Consider the following 17002-nt stretch of genomic DNA (forward strand, 5'->3'; position numbering starts at 1 on the left):
TACTCGTCTGAGACGACGAAGGCCATATGACCGCCATTTTGTGCCTCACACCATCACATCCACGCCTCCGTGCCCGCCGCACGGAGGCGAGCCCGGAGGCGGGCCCGCCGCTAGCCGCGCGAGTAGGCGCGTTTGCGCCGCGTCCAGCCGGTCTGGGGGCCGGTGACGCGGATCCGTTCGACGACGAGCCCCTCCAGCCGGGCCGCGATGGTCGCCTTGAGCTGGGGGACGAGGTAGGCGAGCTGGGTGGCCCAGGCCTGCGACTGGGCGCGGATTGTGAGCACGCCCTCGGCCTCGTCGTAGGAGTCGACGACGGTGTGCCGGGCGATGGCGGGGCCGACCACCTGGTCCCAGTGGTCGTTGAGCTGCGCGATGCGCAGGTGGGGGATCCAGTCGGCGTTGAGCGCGATGGCGCCCGCGACCGCCGCGAAGGCAGCCGGGTCGCGGCCGGGTTTGCCGAAACTTTCGATGGCCAGGTCGGCGCGCCGCCGGCGGTCGCGGATGACGCCGGCGCGGGCGTCGAGCCGCTCGAACACCTGCGCGGGCAGCTTGCGGGGGTCGAGCCCAAGCTTCGCCCCGATCGGTGGCTCAGGCATCGTCGGCGGCCTTCCGCAGCGCGGCCACGTCGATGAGGCGGGCCTGCCCGGCCGCCGCCTCCGGCACGTCGCCGGGGGCGGCCACGGTGACGAGCACCTGGTCCTGCCCGCGGGCGAAGCCGAGGATCTGGGCGCGGCGGGCGTCGTCCAGCTGGGCGAACACGTCGTCGAGGATGACGATGGGCCGGGTGCCGGTGGCGTCGGCGACGGTCTCGTACATCGCGAGCTTGAGCGCCAGCGCCAGCGTCCACACCTCGCCGTTCGAGGCGTACTCGCGCGCGGGGGCGCCGTCGAGCGTGACGGCGAGGTCGTCGCGCTGGGGACCGATGAGGTTGACGCCGCGGGAGGCCTCGCCCGGGTAGAGACGGCGGAAGTGCTCGGCGATGCGCGGGGCGGGGTCGCCGGGCTCCAGCACCTCCGCGAAAGAGGGCTCGTAGGCGAGGCCGGCGCCGTCGTCGCCGCCCGCCAGCTCGGCGTAGATGCGGCGGAACGGGGCGGCGAGCCGGTCCGCCAGCGCGGCCCGGTCGCGGGTGAGGGCCACGCCGGCCTCGATGAACTGGCCGGTCCACACCTCCAGGCCGGCCAGGGCCGGGTCGGGGCCGGCGGCGGGGCCGCGGTCGGCGAGCTGCTTGAGCAGCGCGGCCCGCTGGCGGGCGATGTGCGCGACGGTCTGGAGCCGGGCCGCGTAGCCGGGCACGAGCAGCGCGCCGGCCTGGTCGAGGAAGGTGCGGCGGGCGGCGGGGTCGCCCTGGACGAGCCGCTGGTCCTCGGGCGCGAAGACGACGGAGGGGACCTGGCCGACGATGTCGCGCATGTAGAGGCTGGCGCCGGAGTTGATGCGGCCGCGGTTGGCGCCGCGGGCCGCCACGGTCACCTCGTAGGTGACGGTGCGGCCGACGTCCTCGACGTTCGCGCGGACCGTGGCCTTGCTCTGCCCGCGTTCGATGAGCGGACGGGAGGAAGTGGCGCGGTGGCTGGCGCCGGTGGAGAGCACCTCGACGGCCTCGACGAGGTTCGTCTTGCCCAGCCCGTTGGCGCCGAAGAGGATGTTCACGCCGGGGGCCAGGTCGAGCACGCAGGACCCCCATGAGCGGAAGTGGTCGAGCGCCAGTCTCGAGATGTGCACGGCGGTGGTCCTCACGGTTGGCGGCGTTCCGGGGGCGGAACGCCAGGGGTTTCATTTTTGCAATCCATGCTTCGGCCCCGCGGTTTCATTCCTGCAACCTGCGGGGCCGGGCTGGGCCGGCGGCCAGTGGCGGCCGGCGGCGGGGTCAGTTGGTGAAGCGCATCGGCACCAGCAGGTAGCGGTAGTCGGTGGACTCGTCGGAGTCGGCCTCCTGCTGGCCGTTGAACTCGACCGGCTTGACGGCGGTCGTCATTTTCATGCGCACGAAGGGCTCGCTGATCGCGGACAGGCCCTCGATGAGGTAGGAGGGGTTGAATGCGACGGTGATGTCCTCGCCGTCCATGTCGATGTCCAGCGTTTCGACGGCCTGGGCCTCGTCCACCGCGCCGGCGGACAGCGTGAGCTCCTGGCCGGAGAACGCCATGCGGACCGGGGCGTTGCGGTCGGCGACCAGCGCCACGCGCTTGATCGCGGCGATCAGCGACTGGCGGTCGATGACCGCCTGGATCGGATAGTCGTCGGCGAAGAGGCGGTCGACCGCCGGGAACTCGGAGTCGATGAGCTGCGAGGTGGAGACGCGGCCGGCGTTCTCGAATCCCATGAGCGAGGCGGTTTCCGGGTCGAAGTCGAGCACCACGTTCTGGTGCTCGTCGAGGGAGCGGGCCACGTCGCGCAGCAGCGAGCCGCGCACCAGCGTCATCGCGTCGACTTCGGGATCGGCGGGCGTCCAGGTGAAGGTGGCGCGGGCCAGGCGGAAGCGGTCGGTGGAGGTCATGATCACCTTGTCGCCCTGGAACTGCATGCGCACGGCGGTGAGCACCGGGCGGTTCTCCTCGCGGGAGACCGCGACCGAGGCCTGGGCCACGGCCTGCACGAAGGTCGGCGCATCCACCTGGCCGAGCTTGGCCGGCACCACCGGCAGATCCGGGTACTCGGTCTCCGGCATGAGCTGCAGCGTGAAGTGCGACTTGCCGGAGGCGATGGTCAGCGTGGAACCGTCGGTGGCGAGGTAGGTCTTCTCCGCGGACAGCGACTTGGTGATGTCCGCCAGCAGCTTGCCTTGGGTGAGGGCCACGCCGGCTTCGTCGACGCCGGCCTCGATGTGGTGGCGGGCGGAGATCTCGTAGTTGAAGGCAGCAAGGCGCAGGGTTCCGTCGGCGGCCTCGAGCTTGACGCCGCCCAGGATCGGGTTGGACGGGCGCGCGTCGATGACGCGCGTCGTCCACGCGACGGCGTCTGCCAGGGCTGCGGTATCGACTTCGACCTTCATGGGGTTCCTCCTGCGGAAACGGGTTCGCTTGTGTCTTGCGGTTCATTCTATCCGGGGTCGGGAGGAGCCCTGCGCGCCAAGGTTGGGCCGGAAGGCGTGGCGATGATGGTTGCCGTTAAGTAACCACAGATAGTCATCATCATAAGGGCGGTGGAAACTGTGGATAAGTGCCTTCAGGGCGCGCGGCGCAACGGCGCAGCGGCAGTGGATCGTTGTGGATAACTTCTGGAGAGGCTGTGGATAACTGGCCGACTTATCCACAATGGCGGCGGGGTGCGGAAAGTTATCCACAAGCCATGCCCAGATTGGGGCGAGTTATCCACAACGCACCGGGCGTTTTCCACGGCTTATCCTCAGTTTTTGCCCACAATTGTGCATAACGTTGTGGATAACTCGGGGTGGGAATCGGGCCTCCGCTCGGCGTGTCTCGGCTGGGAGAATCGTTCCTGGAGACGAAAATCGCGGGTTTTGTCGTTCGGGCGGCGGGCGATGGACAAAAACGCCGGAATCGGTCTGTGGGAGCGATTGTGCTGGACGGGTCGCTTGCAGAAACGCCATGCGGCGGTCCATGCGGATGGTGTGGGAAGCGCGGTGGCGCGACTGGTTTGGCGACTGAGCGGGCGCTGGATGCGCGGCTGTTTGGCGCGCGGAGAGGCGTCCGCTCGGTGTTTGGCCGGAAGGCCGGTGTAGTGCGCGGGGTGCCGTCTGGCTCAGAGCGTTCTGGGGACGGAAATCGGCGCCCCTTGCGCATACCGTCGGTCGGTATGGCAAAGTGGCCGAAAACCGTCGCTGTGCGGGCCTCTCCTGGACGGAATCGGGCGGACTATGGCCAGAAAACAGGCCGCGGAACCGGCCTGAACCGGCGCAATCGGGCGTCAGCCGTCGCCGGAGGGATGCTGTTTCAGGCGGATCGTGAGCTCGGTGACGTAGTTGTAGATCTCCTGCTTCTCCTGCATCTCGCGGGAGATGCGGTCGTAGGCGTGCATCACCGTTGTGTGGTCGCGGCCGCCGAACACGGCGCCGATGTCCATCAGGCTCATGCTCGTCATCTCGCGCGTCAGGTACATCGCCACCTGACGGGCCTGGTTGACCTGTTTGGTGCGGCCGCGGCCGACGATGTCGTCGAAGGTGATGTGGAAGTACTTGGCCACCTGGCCGATGATGTCGGTCGGCTTGATCTCCACGTCGATGGTGAAGAAATCGGCGAGCGTCTGCTCGGCCAGCGCGCGCGTGACCGGCTGGCTGCTCAGCGAGGCGACCGCCGTCACGCGGGTGAGCGCGCCCTCGAGCTCGCGGATGTTCTCGGTGAAGCGCTGCGCGATGAGCTCGAGCGCGTCGTCCGGGATCGTGTAGCGGTTGTTCGAGGCGATCATGCGCAGGATCGCCATGCGCGTCTCGAGGTCGGGCGGCTGCACGTCCACCGTCAGGCCCGAGTTGAAGCGGGTGATGAGGCGTTCCTCGAAGCCCTTGAGTTTGTTCGGCGCCACGTCGGAGACGATGACGATGCGCTTGTTCGCCTGCTGCAGCGTGTTGAACGTGTAGAAGAACTGCTCGAGCGTCTCGTTCTTGCCGCCGAGGAACTGGATGTCGTCGATGAGCAGCACATCGACCTCGCGGTAGCGGCGGTTGAACTCGCTGACCTGGCCCTTGCCGCTGGTCGGGCTGCGCAGCGAGTCGATGAACTCGTTGGTGAACTCCTCGCTGGTCACGTACCGGACCTTGAGGCTCGGATCCTTGGCCAGCGCGTAGTTGCCGATCGCGTTGAGCAGATGCGTTTTGCCCAGGCCGGAGCCGCCGTAGATGCACAGCGGGTTGTAGTTGCTGCCGGTGCCCTCGGCCACCGCCATCGCGACGGTGCGGGCGAAGCGGTTCGACGAGCCCTGCACGAAGTTGTCGAAGGTGGCGTTCTTGTTCAGATGCGTCTCGGGATCCTGGATCACCCGGTTGTTGCCGGCCGGGTAGGCCGCCGGCTGGGGCGCCGCCATCGGCGCCGGCGGCAGGCTCGCGTCGCTTAGCGCATGGGACGGGTAGGAGGCGACCGCCTCGCCCTCCGGCATCGCCGGCGTCTGCCGGGGGAACTCGACCGACGGGGCCGGCGCGATGACCGGGGCCGGTTCGGCGGCGCGGACCGGCATCGCCTCGGGGGCGATCTTGAAGGCGGGGAACATGTCCGCCCCGCTCGCCATCCGCAGCGCCTCGGCCAGATGCTGGCTCATATCCGTCTGCAGGGCCCGCTGGGTCTCGGCGTTGGCGACGCACAGCACGATCGTCGTGCCGAACACCGCCTCGGGGACCACGCCCTCGAGCCATCCCTTGTCGCGCGCGCTCAGCGCGGAGTTGTGCTTGAGGAGCGTCAGGGCGTCGGACCAGATCCGGCCCGCCTCGACGGCGGGGTCGTGGGACGATTCGGCCACGTCGGCCCCCTTTCTCATGTGCTGCGCTCCCGTGCGCGGGATGCCGCCAACGGTTAAACACCTCATTGATACTCCGAGACGTGGAAAAGTGCGCGAGTTATCCACCGTCGTTATCCACAGGCTCGCGTGTTGTCCCGCCTCGATTGTGAATAACAACCGTGTAATTTGTGGATAACTCCGGCTCCGTGCGGAGCCGCTGCGGGCCTGTGCCGGGCGGCATGCGGGGCTGCGCGCGGCCGATTGGAGACGGCCCGCTGGCCCGACGCAAGCCCCCGTTCCCTCGCCGCCGCATCGCGAACACGCGGCCGTCCCGTTGACCGTAGGGTATGGGTGAGGGTAGGTTGATAGAGCTTGACTCACGTGAGAGCCGCGCGCGAGCGTGGCTGAACAGACCTAGGAGCAACAGAAATGAAGAGGACCTTCCAGCCGAATAACCGCCGCCGTCACATGAAGCACGGCTTCCGTCTACGCATGCGCACCCGTTCCGGCCGCGCCGTGATCAACCGCCGCCGCGCCAAGGGCCGCAAGTCCCTGTCCGCCTGATCCACAGTCCGGCGAGCGGCGCGACCACGGTGGAACGGCTTACCAGCCATCGGGAATTCGTCGCCGTGCTCAAGGGTCGGCGCAGGGCGGCCCGCAACGACATCGTCGTGCACTTCCTGGTGCGCGACGATTCGCATACGGGTGCCGTTGCGCCCCAGGCACGGCGCATGGGGCTTGCCGTATCCAAATCCGTCGGCAACGCTGTGACGCGCAACGCGGTCAAACGCCGCTTCCGCGTGCTGGCGCGCCGGCATGAGGAGCTGCTGCCCGCCGGCTGCGACGTGGTGATGCGCGCCATGCCCAGCGCGCGCGACGCCGCCTTCGACTCGTTGGACGAGCAGGTGGCCTCCGCGTTCCGGGCCGTCGCCCGCAAGGCGGCGCAGGCGCGATGAGCCGCGCGGCCCGGGCGATGATCCGCGGGGTGCGCTGGTACCAGCGTCGGTTCTCGGCCAACCGTGCCGTGCCGCGCTGCAAGTATTACCCGAGCTGTTCCAACTATGCGCTCGAGGCGTTGGAGCGCTACGGCGCCTGCCGCGGCGGATTGCTCGCCGCGCTGCGCCTGCTGCGTTGCCGCCCGTGGAGCTACGGGGGCATCGACGATGTGCCGCGCCGCTATTCCGTGTTCTACCGGTTCCGATGGTCCAAGGCGCACGAGGAACCGCGCCTGGTGCCATTGGCCTGGCAATCCCGGGAGGACCGGCCGGACCAGGAGAATCAGGGAAAGGCCTGAACATGCCAATGCAAGACCAATTCATGTTGGATCAGAGCTTCTTCGGATGGCTCTATAAGATCCTCACCCCGCTGGAATGGTTGATGACGCAGATCATGAACCTGTTCCATGAGTTCCTGAAGCTGCTGGGCATGAACCCGGTCGGCTTCTCGTGGGTGCTCTCCATCGTCTTCCTCGTGCTCGTGGTGCACGCGTGCATCTTCCCGCTGTTCTACCGGCAGATGAAGTCGATGCGCAAGATGCAGGCGCTGCAGCCGAAGATGCAGAAGATCCAGAACAAGTACAAGGGCAAGACGGACCAGGCCAGCAAAGAGGCCATGAGCCGCGAGATGATGAAGCTCTACCAGGACAACCACGCCAATCCGGCGGGGTCCTGTCTGCCGATGCTCATCCAGGGCCCGGTGTTCATGTGCATGTTCTACGTGCTCTCCGCCATCCCGTACATCGCGCGCGGCAAATACGACCGCGGCACGCTCGGCGCCTTCGACAAGGCCACGGCGCAGGAGTTCGCGCAGACCACGGTGTTCGGCGTGAACGTGACCGACACCTTCACCACCGCCGGCGTGACCGGCAAGGTCGTCATGGGTGTGTTCGTGGCGCTGATGTGCGCCTGCATGTGGTTCATGCAGTTCAACTCGATGAAGCGCAACATGAACCAGGAGACCCTGGTCGGCCCGGCCGCCACCACGCAGAAGATGATGCTGTGGGTGTTCCCGATTATGTACATCTTCTCCGGCATCATGATGCCCTTCGCCGTGCTCGTGTACTGGCTGACGAACAACATCGTGAACCTGCTGCGCTCGATGTGGCAGATCCACGAGTTCCCGACGCCCGGCTCCCCCGCTGCCAAGGAGAAGGAGGAGCGCGACCACCGCAAGGAGAACGCACGCCGCGCCAAGGCCGGCCTGCCCTCCCTCGAGGAGGAGGCCCTCGTCAAGGCCAAGGAGGAGGCCGAGCAGCGCGCCGCCCAGGGCTACCAGCGCCAGCAGCCCCAGCGCAAGCGCAAGAAGAAGAAGTGACCTCCGGGCCGCCGCGGACTCGCGCCGCGGCGGCCTTCGCTTCCCAGGCGCGGATCGATCCGCATGTTCCACGTGGAACAACGATCCAAGTCCCCGGCACGGCCGCCCCAGCGCGTTCATGGGAGAACGCCGGCGAGCCCTGCCGCGGGCGATTAGACTTGACCAACAACAGCCGACCCAAGGAGTAACGACATGGCTCAGGATGACGACCGCACGATCGATCAGCTCAACGACGAGGCTGACATCGCCGCCGATTATCTCGAAGGCCTGCTCGACATCGCCGACTACGACGGCGACATCGAGATGGGCATCCGCAACGGCCGCCCGATGGTGCAGATCGTGGCCGATGACAACACCGACATCAAGCGCCTCATCGGACGCAACGGCGAGGTGGTGGATGCGCTGCAGCAGCTCACCCGCCTGGCCGTGCAGCAGAAGACCGGCGAGCGTTCCAAGCTCATCGTGGATGTGGACGGGTACCTCAAGCGCAAGCGCCAGCGCCTGCACGACATCGCGCTCGACGCGGTGGACGAGGTGCGCGACACCGGCGAGCCGGTGGACCTGAAGCCGATGAACTCCTTCGAGCGTAAGGTCATCCACGACGTGGTGCGCGAGGAGGGGCTCAAGTCCCGCTCCCACGGCGAGGAGCCGCACCGCTACGTCACCATCTACCTGCGTGCGAATGCCGACACGGAAGACGAGGACGAGGCCTAATCAGCGCGTTTCGAAAGCATGCGGGCATCTTGCAGCTGCACAGCCTGCACTGAACGCTTTCCATCGACACGCCCGGTGAACGTTACGTAGCTGGCATATTGCTGAAGTTACCCAGAAGGTGGTCTAAACTATGAGGTGGACTTAGCGACTGGCGCGTGGTCGTAAGCCCATAGTCGGTGGTGCCCCCGCTGATTCGCTGGGTTCCTCCTATTTGAGAGGAGGAGCTGAGGGCGATGAATGTGGGGGCACGCTTATTTGTTCAAGTAGGGAATTCCGTATTTCAGGAAATCATAGATTCTGATATCCTTTCGAATATCTGAATCAAGTTTTTGTCCGCTCTCTAACATTGTGCGCGCAGTTGTTTTTATCATTTGCTCAAGAGCTGTGAGATCTATCTCACCGAATTTGAGCAGAGTGACGTGCTTGTACGCATTAACGCCGAATTTAAGCCTCAGCGATTCGATGCTCCATTCGCTGAGTCTATTTGTGTCTCTCCAATTCTTTCTTGTTTTCTTCTGAGTTTTGCTGAGATAGTCATCAAAGCATTGCCGTTGTTCAATCTCTTCGCGCGTCTTCTTGCCAAGAGGGCCGTCTCCGTATTGAGACAGATAATAGTACATCGGAACGCCACCTTGCGGTATATATCGCTCCAGATATTCCTCCACAACAAGATTCACTGCAAGATTCTTGTTGTGGAATAGTATGTCTTCGTATAGATCTTCGCTTGCTACAGGTTTACCGTATCCTTTGACACCAACTCCCACTACAATCTCGGCGTCCTGTGGAAGCTCATCCATATTCTCAAGATCGGAAAACACTATGCTTTGGGCTTTGCCACCAGAATAAGCCGCCTCGTAGAGTTGTTGCGTGATTTGTCGCAGTACTTTCGGTGCATATTTCATGTTTGTGGCGGCTATAGCTTTGTAGATTGGACCGAAGTCCGATGTGGCGATCTTGGTCATCTCCACATTCTGCCTTTCGGTGCCATAGATTGCCGTCTGTATCTCCTGCTCTGCGGAATACTCTACAAATATGAATCTTTCCGACATCTCGCGTGTGTGTTGCGTGCCAGCACATTGGGCTATTGCATTGATAATGTCACGAATGTCTTGGTCACTCATCGAATATCCAAGGAATATAATTGGATATTCGCCGAAAATGGTGAGGATCTTCGATAGAAGATATTGCTGTCGTTCTGCAAGCTGTTGATAATCTCTTTCGTTGAGAATCAGAGATTCTGGATTTTCAACAGAACCGTGAATCTTGTATATCTCGCCTATCCCTGTTAATTGAGAGAACAACAGGTCCTCTTGCTGAACATACGCTTGATATCCAGGAAATATGTAGTCCTCCATGAGTCTGTCATAATTTGTTGTGATTACCCCTGCCACATGGTGGGATGCCTTCTGGAGCAGATGCAGTTCGTCATTGTTGTGATCGGGCTTTGCTTCGGACAAATGGTCGGCAATGTAGATTTTCATTGCCGAGACTCCTTGATTCAGCTCATGAGCATGCTGTTGCGCCCACTCGACCATAGAGGCATTGCCGAGTGCGTCGGCAAAGTCCCGTTCCATCAGCGTTGTAATATATGGGTATATTGTATTGACCTCATCATATTGCTCAGCGCGAGCCCGCTGCATGTAGGAATAAAATGGCTTCATCGGAGCGCCCACGGATTCGCATACCCATTCAAGCAAACCTTGCCAGTTTTCCGTTCCCATGTAACGCATGGACAATCCTGAACCTACGAACAGAAATGGCACCCTGTTGACTTTGGCCAACAGCTTGCGCACGGTGGCTTTCACCCGTGAGTTAAAGTCTTCTTCGCTCATGTGATACCCCATCGTTATTGTTCCCTGTATCTGATGATATCGCTTCTTCGGTGTTTATTTGCTTGAATTCAGTGCTGCTGTATCTGTAACATGATGATTGATTGATTAGGTTCTCTGACAACTGGATTCGCGTGACATATGGTTGAGAGGGATTCCATGTTCTTCGGGGCATGTTTCACGTGAAACGGAGTTCGACGGAAACGATGGTGGACGGGATGTCTCTGCCCGCATGGCTCTGGATAGACGGGGTGGCAGACTGGTGAGTCGAACAGACTGGCAGCGAGAAGGAGCGTGTGCGGTGAACGGTCCGGTCGGACAGGAGACTCGGTCAGGGAGTGAAAACCTCCCGGAGAAGGCCCGGGACGTGGAACGGGAGACCGAGCAAGAGATCGGAACGGCGTCATCGCCTCGGGCTGTCAGCAATCCCGTGGAATCAGCCGACAGTGTCGTTCGGGATCAGCTGGACGGCTCCCCCGTGCTCGCCGAGGTGTTCGGCGACGCCCTGCCCAAGCTCGAGGCGTTCCACGTGAAACTCGCGGAGGAAGGCGAGCCGCGCGGCCTCATCGGTCCGCGCGACGTGGACATCATCTGGGAACGGCATATCCTCAACTCGGCGGCCATCGTGCCGTTCGTGCGCGAGGCGACCGAAGGCGAGCAGTTCAAAACCGTGGCGGACGTCGGATCCGGCGGCGGCTTCCCCGGCCTGGTCGCGGCGGCCTGCCTGCCCGACCATCGCTTCACGCTGATCGAGCCGATGGAACGCCGGGTGGAATGGCTGCGCGAATGCATCGAGACGATGGGGCTGGAGAATGTCACAGTGCTCCGCGCCCGCAGCGAGGAGGTCATCGCCAAGCTGCGCTCGACCAAGGGGATGCACCCTTACGCGGTGGTCACCTGCCGTGCGGTCGCGCCGATGACGAAGCTCGCCGGCTGGACGCTCCCCCTGCTCAAGCCGCAGGGCCGTCTGGTCGCGCTCAAGGGACGCTCCGCCCAGGCCGAGATCGACAAGGCCGCCAAGGAGATCGCCAAGCGCGGCGGACGCCATCCGCGCGTGTGCGAGGCGCCGGTCGGCCCGGGCCTGGAGCCCACGCATGTGGTGCTGGTGGACAAGCGCTGAAATCCAAGTTATCCACAATCGCAGATTCCCACAAAAGTTATCCACAATCCACCGGCGTGGATGTGGACAGTCGGATTCGGTTGGAATTCCAAGCATTCGGCGGTGGGGAACGCAATGGCTCCGAGCGGGTTATCCACCGTTATCCACAAAAATGTGGATAACGGTGGATAAGTCCGAGCGGGGCGTCGCCCATGTCCACGTGGGCGGTGAGACTGTTGAACGTATCACACAGGAGGAGGCAGCATGACTGATCGCGAGTCCCCGATGGAGTCCGCGTCAGAGACCATCTCCCGCATCTTCGGCAAGGGCGGCGAGTCCCTGGGAGCCGAGATCGCCATGGAGACGTCGCGATTCGCCGCGTTGAAGAACGCTGAGTTCCCGAAGCCCGAGCGCACCCGGCTTATTGCCGTCGCGAATCAGAAGGGAGGTGTCGGCAAAACCACCTCCACCGTGAACCTCTCCGCGGCGCTGGCCCAGAACGGCGCGCAGGTGCTGGTCATCGACATGGACCCGCAGGGCAACGCCTCCACCGCGCTTGGCATCAGCCACGCCTCCGGCGAACCCTCCGTGTACGACGTCATCGAGGGACGGATGTCGGTGGCCGAGGTGAAGCGCACCTGCCCGGACTTCCCCACGCTCGACGTGGTCCCCTCGTCCATCGATCTGTCCGGCGCCGAGCTCGAGCTCGCGGATATGGCGCGCCGCACCGACCGGCTCAAGGACGCGCTCGAAACCTTCCTGAACGGCAGCGACGTCCACTACGACTATGTGTTCATCGACTGCCCGCCCAGCCTCGGCCTGCTCGTCATCAACGCGATGTGCGCGGTGCATGAGATGCTCATCCCGATCCAGGCCGAGTACTACGCGCTGGAGGGCCTGGGCCAGCTCATCAACACCATCGGCCTGGTGCAGGACCACTACAATCCGAGCCTGACCGTCTCCACAATGCTGGTCACGATGTTCGACCGGCGCACCCTGCTCAGCCGCGAGGTGTACGCCGAAGTGAAGGGCCACTATCCCTCCATCGTGCTCGACACCACAATCCCCCGCACAGTGAAGATCTCCGAGGCACCGAGCTTCGGCAAAAGCGTCATCGCCTATGACCCCCACGGCGCGGGGGCCATCTCCTACGGCGAGGCGGCGCTGGAACTGGCACGCCGTTCGCCGCATGTCCTCGAAGCCATCGATGCACGAATGAAGGAGCGCTGACCCATGGCAAGCAAATCGCGTTTGGGCAAGGGCCTCGGCGCCCTGTTCCCCGACCTTCCCGGCGAACCGGTCGAGGAGACCAAGAAGAAGCCGGCTGTTCCACGTGAAACATCCGCGAAGGGGAAGGCCGTCGCGAAGCCGGCCGTCCCGGCTATGCTGCCGCTGGACAAGCCGGCGGCCGCCGAGCCCTCCGAACGCAAGAAGAACGGCGGCCGCGCCAAGGCCGGCCACCGCGCGATGATGCCCGCCCTCGACGAGATGGCGCATCCGAGCGACATGTTCTTCGGCGGCGCCGCCGACGCCACGCATCTGCCCGGCCTGGACGGCACCACGGCCACGGATGCCGTCAAGGGTGAATCCCAGGGCGCCAAGGCCGCCCAGAGCGACGCCAAGGCCTCCGGCAAGGACGCGGCCAAGAAGGAACCGGAGCTCAAGCCGGTGCGCGGCGCCTATCTGGACATCCTCGACGTCAAGGACATCGGCCCGAACGCGCACCAGCCGCGGACCATCTTCGACGAGGACTACCTCAACGAGCTCGCCTCCTCGATCAAGGAAGTGGGCGTGCTCCAGCCCATCGTGGTGCGCAAGCGCGCCCACCGCAAGGACGACGAGCCCACCTACGAGCTCATCATGGGCGAACGTCGCTGGCGCGCCAGCCAGATCGCCGGACTCACCGAGATTCCGGCCATCGTGCGCACCACCGCCGACGGCGATATGCTCCGCGACGCCCTGCTCGAGAACCTCCACCGCGTGGCCCTCAACCCGCTGGAGGAGGCGGCCGCCTACCAGCAGATGATCGAGGAGTTCGGCCTCACCCAGGCGGGGCTGTCCAAGGCCGTCTCGAAGTCGCGCCCGCAGATCGCGAACACGCTGCGTCTGCTCAACCTGCCGGCCAGCGTGCAGAAGAAGGTGGCCGCCGGCGTGCTGTCGGCCGGCCACGCGCGCGCCCTGCTCGGCCTGAGCGACGAGGCCGAGATGGACCAGCTGGCCACGCGCATCATCGCTGAGGGACTGTCGGTGCGCAGCACCGAGGAGATCGTCGCGCTGAAGAACAAGGAAAGCGACGCTCCACGCAAGCCGAAGACCTCCAAGTCGAATCCGTGGATGGGCTCCCCCCTCCAGCAGAGCCTGGAGAACCATTTCGACACCAAGGTCTCCATCAAGGGCACCCAGCAGCATGGCCGCATCGAGATCGTGTTCTCCTCCCCCGAGGACATGAACCGCATCCTCACGCTGCTCGTCGGCCCGGACGCCGACGCCCCCAAGCCCGCCGAGTGGGTCTGATCCGCCGAGCGCCGCCACGGCATCCGTGCCGCCCGAAATCCACGGGCGGCCGGGCTGTGGCGGCGTTTCACGTGGAACGCTTGCCGACCCGCGGGATTCAATGGCGAAATCTGCGGGACTGTCTCGAAGTGTGAAGGCTATACGGAATGTCGAGACAGTATTGTCATGGCGTATGTGTATACTACGCCGTGAGGATATGGCATAGGATTGGAACCGCCGCAAGGACTGAGACGGACCGTTCAACGGACCTATCATGGTAGAACACGAGTCATGGTCATCCCTCGTCTCCTGGCTGCAAAACAGACTGAGGAAGAGGACCCATGCGTAGGATGAAGCATCGTCAGCACAGGCCGGCGGCGCCGGCGACGACCCGCGGGGGGCGGGGTTGCGGAAGACAGCATCGAACGGCAGAACCGGCTGAGGCGGCTACTGCGGGTCGCGACGGTGGCGGTGGCGATGGCCGCGTCCGTCGCCATGGTGGCGCCGACCGCGGCCGCCGAGCCCGTGGCGGACGAGAAGACGTCCGTCGACACCACCACCGGTATCGTCGGCGAGCACGCGACCGACGAGTCGGTGGCCGACGGCACCGGGGAGACCGACGGCACCGGGGAGACCGGGGATGATGCCACCCCGGCCGACGAAATGACGGACGCCGATGCCGTCGACGGCGCCAAGGCCGGTGACGCATCCGGCGATGCCGTGGACACCCACGCCACCGCTGCCATCCCGGAGGCCATCCAGGGCATGTCGCCGCGCGGCACCACGATCAACCTGTTCGATTACTGGAGGATCGCGCAGGACGAGTCGGACAGCGAATGGGGCGATACCGGCATCAATATCCTGGACGGCATCAACAAGAACCATGCGCTCAAGTTCAGCAGCCACATGTCCGGGAAAGGTGGCAAGTGGAATTTCGATGAGTATTTCCCCGGGATGAAGTACGACTTCAACATGTACACGGAGTCCTCGGCGCCGTTTTCAACATCGTGCAGAACAAGCTTGGGGCCGACGGCTACCCGGTGCTCAACAAGGCGACCACCGACAGCGACGAGTCCCTCGCCTACCTGTTCAACGGCGACAACGGCATCGGCAAGCACGCCTACTTGGATGTCAAGGGCCTGCTGCAGGTGGATGACGAGCGGTACTACACGTACGACAGCACCAATCATTTCGCCGAATTCAACACCAGCACCAAGAACTTCACCTTGTATGAGGAGCCCGGTGTCTATGCCTATCCGGGCAAGAACCAAAAGCCGGTGCACCTCGGCCAGTTCTTTCCGTTCAACACCGCCGAGCAGGTGTTCACCAAGGATTTCATCTCCAACAACAGGCTTGTCAACCACTATTTCGGCGTGCATATGAACACGCGCTTCATCCAGCAGTATGAAGGACACACCGATAAGAACAAGACGTGGAAGGTCACGTACAACTTCTCCGGCGACGACGACGTGTGGATCTTCATCGACGGTGTGCTGGTGGGCGACCTGGGCGGCAACCACGACGCGCTGTCGATCCAGATCGACTTCTCCTCCGGCGAGGTGATCACCTACGAGGACCGTGACTCGGATAATCAGTACACGGATCAGGACGGCAAACCCCATAACACAACGACGCTTGCCAAGGCTATGGAAGGCACCGGCAAGCCGGGATTCAGGGACCACACCTTCGCCGACGGCACCTATCACACGCTGGATTTCTTCTACCTGGAGCGGGGCGGCATCAACTCCAACATGAGCCTCAAGTACAACCTGGTGAACCTTCCGGAAAGCGACATCGTCAAGATGGACCAGGACGGCAAGCGGATCCCGGGCGTGGGATTCGAGCTGTACCCGGCCACGGTCGTCAATGGCGTCTACACGGTTGCCGAGGATGCCAAGCCTCGCTGCATTGGCACGACGAACTCGGTCGGCGAGCTGGTGCTGATGGAGGAGCAGGCGAACGGCGGGAACATGCCGGTTCAGCTGTCCGCACTGGGCAAGAACACGCATTGGGTGCTGCGCGAGACCTCAACCCCCCCATGGACACCGCAACTCGCCCGACACCTGGATCACCATCAGCGAACATGAGCTGCCTGTGGTCATGAACAAGGGCACCACGGGCTCGTATGCGCAGCTGCAGATGACCTTCACCGCGCCGGCGGAGCTGTATGCCGCGAAGAACGGGAATCCGAACGAGCAGGGCGACTTCCTCGGCAACGCCGGCACGAAGGACGACAACATCTCCGTGACCACCGGACTGGGCCGGATCATCCAGAGCATGGTGGTGTTCGCGGCGAATGATTCCGTGGACGTGACGATGCACGACGTCATCGCGACCTTGCAGACCAAGGGGCATGGCCAGTCCCTCTCCGATGGCGAGTGGATTCCCTCGGATCAGAGCGCGGAATTCAAGTATGCGAATGGTGCGGCCGGGGCTGGTGGCTACGAGAATGTCAACGGCACCACGCCGCCGACGACGTTCACCGTGGACGAGGGATGGTCGCGCCTGAACATCACGCAGCGGCGCAACGCGGAAGGCCTCACGCCCGTGGTGGGTAACCCGATCGACTTCGAGATCGACGGCAAGATGAACGCCGCATTCACCGGTGAGGTGATCGTCAACCTGACCAATGACCCCATCGGCCAGCTGTCGATCAACAAAACCGTGGAAGGCACCGGCGCGGACATCCATCGGCAGTTCACGTTCACCATCACGCTGACGTTCAAAGAGGGCATGGACGTCGCGGAGACCTATCCGTACCAAGTCGTCTCCGATGGTGATTACATCATGCCGATGCTGGGAGAACTCGAGGTCGTGCAAGGCGAGAACAACCACACGATGACCCTCAAGCTGCCCCATGGGCAGAAGGCCATCGTGCTTGACCTGCCTGACGACATCACGTACACCGTCACGGAATCCCACGCCCCCGGATATCAGGCGAGCTACGTCGTCAACGCAATCCCGGTGCAAGCCGGGCAGCCTGCCACCGGTGTCATCATGCAGCACCAACCGTCCACGGTGGCGGTCATCAACACCTTCGTGGCGGTGGCCGGCCTGCCGATGACCGGCGGCCGGGGCACGGCGGCCAGGATCATCGGCATCGGCGTCCTCGTGTTGCTGCTGTCCGGCCTCGTCTGGCGGATGGCCAACAAACGCCATGTCTGACGGA

General features: G+C 63.8%; 16 protein-coding genes. 10 read left to right on the forward strand and 6 right to left on the reverse strand.

Annotated features, from left to right (window positions below):
* Window positions 1–110: 110 nt before the first annotated feature.
* The 4 genes from H7U32_RS04315 to dnaA form a co-directional block, all read right to left on the reverse strand.
* Window positions 111–596, reverse strand: a complete 486-nt coding sequence (locus tag H7U32_RS04315) for a DciA family protein (protein WP_204468391.1) — start codon at window positions 594–596, stop codon at window positions 111–113.
* Complete coding sequence (gene recF / locus H7U32_RS04320; RefSeq protein WP_204468457.1) at window positions 589–1722, reverse strand: DNA replication/repair protein RecF; 1134 nt, start codon at window positions 1720–1722, stop codon at window positions 589–591. The genes H7U32_RS04315 and recF overlap by 8 nt, the downstream gene beginning before the upstream one ends.
* A gap of 145 nt (window positions 1723–1867) precedes the next feature.
* Window positions 1868–2992, reverse strand: a complete 1125-nt coding sequence (gene dnaN, locus H7U32_RS04325) for a DNA polymerase III subunit beta (RefSeq protein ID WP_204468393.1) — start codon at window positions 2990–2992, stop codon at window positions 1868–1870.
* 875 nt (window positions 2993–3867) lie between these two features.
* Window positions 3868–5424 (reverse strand): chromosomal replication initiator protein DnaA, encoded by a 1557-nt coding sequence (gene dnaA, locus H7U32_RS04330; RefSeq protein WP_239457497.1) that lies wholly within the window; start codon window positions 5422–5424, stop codon window positions 3868–3870.
* Window positions 5425–5814: 390 nt separating this feature from the next.
* Here dnaA and rpmH point away from each other — a divergent pair, with 390 nt between their 5' ends.
* From rpmH to H7U32_RS04355, 5 genes are all read left to right on the forward strand, one after another.
* Window positions 5815–5949: a 50S ribosomal protein L34 gene (gene rpmH, locus H7U32_RS04335; RefSeq protein ID WP_007054596.1), complete on the forward strand. Its 135-nt coding sequence runs from the start codon at window positions 5815–5817 to the stop codon at window positions 5947–5949.
* Window positions 5950–5978: 29 nt separating this feature from the next.
* Window positions 5979–6341: a ribonuclease P protein component gene (rnpA, locus tag H7U32_RS04340; protein ID WP_204468395.1), complete on the forward strand. Its 363-nt coding sequence runs from the start codon at window positions 5979–5981 to the stop codon at window positions 6339–6341.
* Window positions 6338–6679: a membrane protein insertion efficiency factor YidD gene (gene yidD / locus H7U32_RS04345; protein WP_204468397.1), complete on the forward strand. Its 342-nt coding sequence runs from the start codon at window positions 6338–6340 to the stop codon at window positions 6677–6679. Before rnpA ends, yidD begins: the two co-directional genes overlap by 4 nt.
* A gap of 2 nt (window positions 6680–6681) precedes the next feature.
* Window positions 6682–7698, forward strand: a complete 1017-nt coding sequence (gene yidC / locus H7U32_RS04350; protein ID WP_204468399.1) for a membrane protein insertase YidC — start codon at window positions 6682–6684, stop codon at window positions 7696–7698.
* Between the two features lie 192 nt (window positions 7699–7890).
* A complete protein-coding gene (locus H7U32_RS04355) occupies window positions 7891–8412 on the forward strand; it encodes a Jag family protein (protein ID WP_204468400.1) in 522 nt (173 codons plus the stop codon).
* 251 nt (window positions 8413–8663) lie between these two features.
* Here the strand turns inward: H7U32_RS04355 and H7U32_RS04360 are convergent, their stop codons facing one another.
* On the reverse strand, window positions 8664–10244 hold the full coding sequence (locus H7U32_RS04360) for an SIR2 family NAD-dependent protein deacylase (protein WP_204468402.1): 1581 nt from the start codon (window positions 10242–10244) through the stop codon (window positions 8664–8666).
* A gap of 427 nt (window positions 10245–10671) precedes the next feature.
* Here H7U32_RS04360 and rsmG point away from each other — a divergent pair, with 427 nt between their 5' ends.
* The 3 genes from rsmG (at window position 10672) to H7U32_RS04375 (ending at window position 13854) form a co-directional block, all read left to right on the forward strand.
* A complete protein-coding gene (gene rsmG, locus H7U32_RS04365) occupies window positions 10672–11361 on the forward strand; it encodes a 16S rRNA (guanine(527)-N(7))-methyltransferase RsmG (RefSeq protein ID WP_204468404.1) in 690 nt (229 codons plus the stop codon).
* Between the two features lie 264 nt (window positions 11362–11625).
* Window positions 11626–12570 carry a ParA family protein gene (locus H7U32_RS04370; RefSeq protein WP_204468460.1) on the forward strand — a complete coding sequence of 315 codons (945 nt, stop codon included), beginning with the start codon at window positions 11626–11628 and terminating at the stop codon, window positions 12568–12570.
* Window positions 12571–12573: 3 nt separating this feature from the next.
* A complete protein-coding gene (locus H7U32_RS04375; RefSeq protein WP_204468405.1) occupies window positions 12574–13854 on the forward strand; it encodes a ParB/RepB/Spo0J family partition protein in 1281 nt (426 codons plus the stop codon).
* A 426-nt stretch (window positions 13855–14280) separates the two neighbouring features.
* Here the strand turns inward: H7U32_RS04375 and H7U32_RS04380 are convergent, their stop codons facing one another.
* A complete protein-coding gene (locus H7U32_RS04380; RefSeq protein ID WP_204468407.1) occupies window positions 14281–14739 on the reverse strand; it encodes a hypothetical protein in 459 nt (152 codons plus the stop codon).
* 101 nt (window positions 14740–14840) lie between these two features.
* Between H7U32_RS04380 and H7U32_RS04385 the strand changes: the two genes are divergently transcribed.
* The gene (locus tag H7U32_RS04385; RefSeq protein WP_204468409.1) at window positions 14841–15920 is read left to right on the forward strand and encodes a hypothetical protein; all 1080 of its coding nucleotides are present in this window, start codon (window positions 14841–14843) and stop codon (window positions 15918–15920) included.
* Window positions 15921–15933: 13 nt separating this feature from the next.
* Entirely contained in the window at window positions 15934–16998 is a 1065-nt protein-coding gene (locus tag H7U32_RS04390; protein ID WP_239457508.1) for a DUF7601 domain-containing protein, read from the forward strand.
* The last annotated feature ends 4 nt before the right edge of the window (window positions 16999–17002 follow it).

The sequence above is a fragment of the Bifidobacterium pullorum subsp. saeculare genome (genome assembly GCF_016899725.1).
Lineage (GTDB): Bacteria > Actinomycetota > Actinomycetes > Actinomycetales > Bifidobacteriaceae > Bifidobacterium > Bifidobacterium pullorum_C.